Source organism: Okeania sp. SIO2F4 (assembly GCF_010672385.1).
Taxonomy (GTDB): domain Bacteria; phylum Cyanobacteriota; class Cyanobacteriia; order Cyanobacteriales; family Microcoleaceae; genus Trichodesmium.
In genome coordinates this window covers 1-4,627 of record NZ_JAAHGT010000793.1, presented here as the reverse complement: position 1 = coordinate 4,627, position 4,627 = coordinate 1, and the positions used below count along the sequence as shown (strand labels likewise).

Sequence of the window (4,627 nt, the reverse complement as noted above, 5' to 3'; positions counted from 1 at the left end):
AAAGTTATGAGGTACAGTTGTTTTTCTTCTTTTCTGTTCCCTGTTCCCAGTTAAGTGTTCCCTCAAACCTAAAATTTTGTACCTTACCAGTATGGGAATTGCTATAGTATATTAGGACTTACGCACAGCAACAGCTCAAAGTCTTTTTAAATTTTAAAAATATCTTTCCATAGCATAAGTTCTATATTTAGATATATACAGCAGATTGCAGGTTAATGTGATATACCAATTTGATAAATGTTTTTTACAACATTAATTTGAGCTAAAAATATGAACTTTAACTATATTGATTACTGTCAATATTTACTCAATTATCATACAAATTATACCCAAATCTAATTTAGCAAATTACCTAGAAAATGTTAGCCATGACAGGATAAATCGTTATTGGAGAATACAAAACTTTGATTCCCAAGAATTAGGTCTAAATGTTCAAGAATAAATTTTAACTAACACAGAAGGTTATTTAATATTTGATGACATAGTTATTAACAAGGAACATATAGCAATCCTATTTTCTTCCTGTCAAAAATATTACTGCTTTTTAGGGAAGAGGGAACACTTAACTCTTAACTGGTAAGAGTTTCAGTTTTTTTATTTACTTTTTGATTACCCGCAACCTATGCGCGGATTGCTATAGTAATAAAATTTAGTTAGTTCGACGAAAGTATAGTGGTAATGAGCATAAAGTAATTCGTGGTATGGGGATAGTAAATTTTATATATTTCAATCCCAAGATTGAGCAATGCGCGGATAATAGATTATATAATTTATGACCGAGATAGTGACAAAAAAAGTAAAATAGATAATGTTGAATAAATGATATTAAATATGGTAAACAAGAATAATTTACCATTTAGGATTGTATTAATGGATAGCTGGTATGCAACACAAAGATGAATGGTATTGGTAGATAACTTAGGAAAAATCTATTACTGTCTCTTAAAAATAAATCGTCTAGTAGATGATAGTGGTGGTGTAGAGAAATATAAAAATCTTGGAAAACTAAGTTGGAATAAATTAGAAAAAATATCAGGTAAAATAATTCAAATAAAATATTTTCCAAGAGATAAAAAAGCGAGTGCGTAATTCTGAGGTCTCCTCAGAATGTAAGACGCACTCAAGACAGTTAAGCTCCATACGGGCAAATGTTTCTACCAACAGAAAAGAATATATTGCAACTAATGACTTAACCAAATTTTCAGTAGATGCTGTAGAATTTGAATCTCAAACTAGATGGAAGGTCGAAGAGTTTCACAGAGAAATAAAGCAATTAACAGGTATAGAATTTTGTCAATGTCGTCGAGCGCCAAATTCAGAAAAATCATATAGCTTGTGCTATGTTAGTCTGGAATTATTTAAAAAGATTAGCAATGAAAATAGGAAAAACTATTTATCAAGTTAAGCATGAATTATTGTCGGACTATCTGAAATCAGAATTGAAATATCCTTCCATTAAAATGAAAGTTATTTAACCTAAAATCACTGAAGTTTTGTTGGTATTTGGTATATAGTTAGGCGATTGCTGACGCAAAGCTCCGCTAACGCATCAAATTATAGTGAAGAGTGCGCATAACTATTATACCCTATATATAGGGTCTCTGCGTAAGTCCTGATAGAATAATTAGCGTTACAAAATATCTCACATAGCCCCCCTTAAAAAGGTAGGGATGTTTTTTGATTAAGTAATACCAAATCCGCCGATAAAAAGGTACTTTTTTTAATCGTCTATAATACCAATTTGATGTTTGTTAAAAATAGTATAGGCTCCTAAGAATAAATAGGGAAGAAGGAATAAAGAAAGAAGAAAAAATTCCAGAAATAATTTTCATAAGTAGCCCAAGTAAAAGGATAAATGTCTGAGAATTAATGATTCGTAAACAACAACTATATTATGAGATAAATTCCGGAAATATAAACAGTGAAATTGTCATTAAATTTTTAGATAAATTATTACTACATTTATCTAAAAAAACAGTAGTTATTATGGATCAAGCCTCACTTCATACAAGTGATGCCATGAGCGAAAAATTAGAAGAATGGAAACACAAAAATTTAGAAATATTTTGGTTACCCACCTACTCTCCCAAGCTGAAATTAATTGAAATTATCGGGAAATTTATTAAATATGAATGGATTGAAATTAATGTTTATGAGAGTTGGAAAATTTTAATGAACTATCTGAAAAAAGTGCCTGATAATTTAGGTGATAAGTATGTAATTAATTTTGTTTAAGCACTTATAAATATCTCCCTATATATCTTACCGAATTATTAATTAATTATTAATAATTAATTAATTCTGGTTTAAAGCCTCCCCTTTTAAGTGGAAAAAAGCGGTCGGCAAGCGGAGCAGTCCGTTAGGATGGGATGGCGAGGTCTCCCGAAGAGTGCAGAGCCGCTGCCTCTTTCAGAGGAGCTAACGCTAACGCTTTTCATGTCGCGCAGCGAAACGTCATATCCAATCGACCAAGAGAAGAAATGATATTTCCCAATATTCAATCCTCTCGGTTTTAACCTTCTTGTAATTATCAAGTTCGCCATTATCAATTATCAATTAATGAAAGTCTATCTCCTCATCTTCACAGTTATGATACTCTATAAACCGGATTTAGTACAAATAGTTGTTTACAAGGGTAAAGACTAAAATAGACAAGACTAACTCTCAAGAATGATCTTAATTTTAGTCAAATTTCCAGCCAAATTAGTTCACAAAAATTTTCTGGATTTAACGAGTTTTCCCAAGCTGAAAAATTGATAATTGGAAAATATTTATTGATTAAGCTGAACAATAACAGTCTTTTTTGACAATTAAAAAAAGCTTGCTGACATTCCCAAAATCTCAAATCTTTTTTTGACTCTAAATTTATTTAATCTGAAACAGTCTTACCCTCATAAATAGGAGAATATATCTAAGCATTCAGCAATTATATAGAAGCAATCAGCTATTAATTTATTGTTTGGTTAAAAGGCATCATAATTCAAAGATTTAGCGAGAATTAAAAGTATGTTTAAAAACATATTAGCTATTTACTGAGGAGCCAAGATTACTCAAATCCTTGAACTACTTCCTGAAATTGAGTCTAATAGAAACTCAACGAATACTTATACCAATTATTAAAAATAATACTACGTTTGACTTTGCTCCAAGCGTCTATGCTAATACCAAATTTCTAATACCAAATTTTCATCTCAATATACTTCCCATTTCAAACTCCTCAGTGTCTTTACTGCTGACTACTAACTCCTTCCGAGCATTCTGACTCCTAACTACCTAAAGATATGTAGCAAAAAGGCGTGAGATTTGGTACTTTATCTTTATTACTTTTTGCGCAGCATTCCCCTGGAAAAGCTGACCGCTAATAGCTGAATGCTTACCCATATATAGCAAACATTTCAGTATTTAAAATAATACCAAATCTGGTTTACTAAGATGATATTCAAAAAAGTCAAAGTCAAAATCATTGCTGATGATTTTGGTATTGAGGTAACTAGCCTATAATAATCAGATTTGGTATAACTACTTCAAACTTTCGCCTCAATACTCAATCTCAATATTTCTTTGCTAATTAGTGCATAGATATAAAAAATTAATAATTAATTTCACAATCTTCAAGAAAAATTCTCCATTTTCCACGCTCAAAGTGTATGATAATTATAGATTGATATGGTAATATACTCTATAACTGCCACAAAGTTTTGAAACTAACTCAGCAATTTTAATAAACTTTTGCTGAAAAATAGAATCTTTAACTGATTAAGTTAATTGAACCTGCAAGTGGGAAAATAGTCAGAGGTGCAAGTATCAGATAGCCCAATTCAGGTCAAGGTACTTATGGAAGTTAATATCAATCAATATCTCAATTAAATTCGACTGCAGCTCCATATTTTTACTCTATAGTTATGCTTAACAAGAAACTCTTAATCGTAGATGACTGCGAAATTGTCAGAACACTATGTTCGTATATCCTGGCAAAGATGGGATTAAATATTACATTAGCAAGTAATGGTTTAGAAGGGCTAGAAAAAGTTAAATTAGAGCATCCTGACTTAGTAATTTTAGACATTATTATGCCAGAAATGAATGGATATCAAGTTTGTCGTCAAATTAAATCTCAGCCTCAAACTATGAATATACCTGTAGTTTTTTGCTCTGGTAAAAATGCAGAAGTTGATGTATATTGGGCAATGAAACAAGGTGCTGATGGCTATCTCAGTAAACCTGTAAATAAGGATGAATTAATGGCATTAATGGGTAGGTTTCATATTATTAAAAATGTGAGTGAAGAATATAGTAATCAGTGTTTTTATAAGCAGGGTCGTGTCAGGATTTTACCTGCATAAATAGAATCTGAGACAATTTGAAGGATTTTTTGCATAATTAAACCCTGAATATCTTTCATTAATTGATAATTGATAATGGCGAACTTGATAATTACAAGAAGGTTTTAACCGAGAGGATTGAAGATCAGGAAATATTATTTCTTCTCTTGGTAGATTGGAGGCAAGCGTTTGCGCTTCGCAAAGCTTCGAAGTTCGCGTAGCGTCCCGGAGGGAACGGAGACCTCGCCATCCCTCTACCGCTTTTTTCCCCTATCCAAGGGGAGGCTTTAAACCAAAATTATTTA

1 protein-coding gene and 2 pseudogenes are annotated in these 4,627 nt (G+C 31.5%); all 3 read left to right on the top strand.

The window, feature by feature from the left end:
• Nucleotides 1-270: 270 nt before the first annotated feature.
• The 3 genes and pseudogenes from F6K22_RS43215 to F6K22_RS32795 all read left to right on the top strand — a co-directional run bounded on the left by F6K22_RS43215 (nt 271) and on the right by F6K22_RS32795 (nt 4,343).
• Nucleotides 271-1,475, top strand: a pseudogene (locus tag F6K22_RS43215) (transposase).
• Between the two features lie 391 nt (nt 1,476-1,866).
• Nucleotides 1,867-2,235 (top strand): annotated as a pseudogene (locus tag F6K22_RS32800) (transposase); the annotation flags it as partial.
• A gap of 1,667 nt (nt 2,236-3,902) precedes the next feature.
• Nucleotides 3,903-4,343 (top strand): response regulator, encoded by a 441-nt coding sequence (locus tag F6K22_RS32795; protein ID WP_293107965.1) that lies wholly within the window; start codon nt 3,903-3,905, stop codon nt 4,341-4,343.
• The last annotated feature ends 284 nt before the right edge of the window (nt 4,344-4,627 follow it).

What these genes read in the sequence shown, in the direction of transcription:
- F6K22_RS32795 (WP_293107965.1), top strand. Translation starts at nt 3,903, where the DNA reads ATGCTTAACAAGAAACTCTTAATCGTAGATGACTGCGAAATTGTCAGA.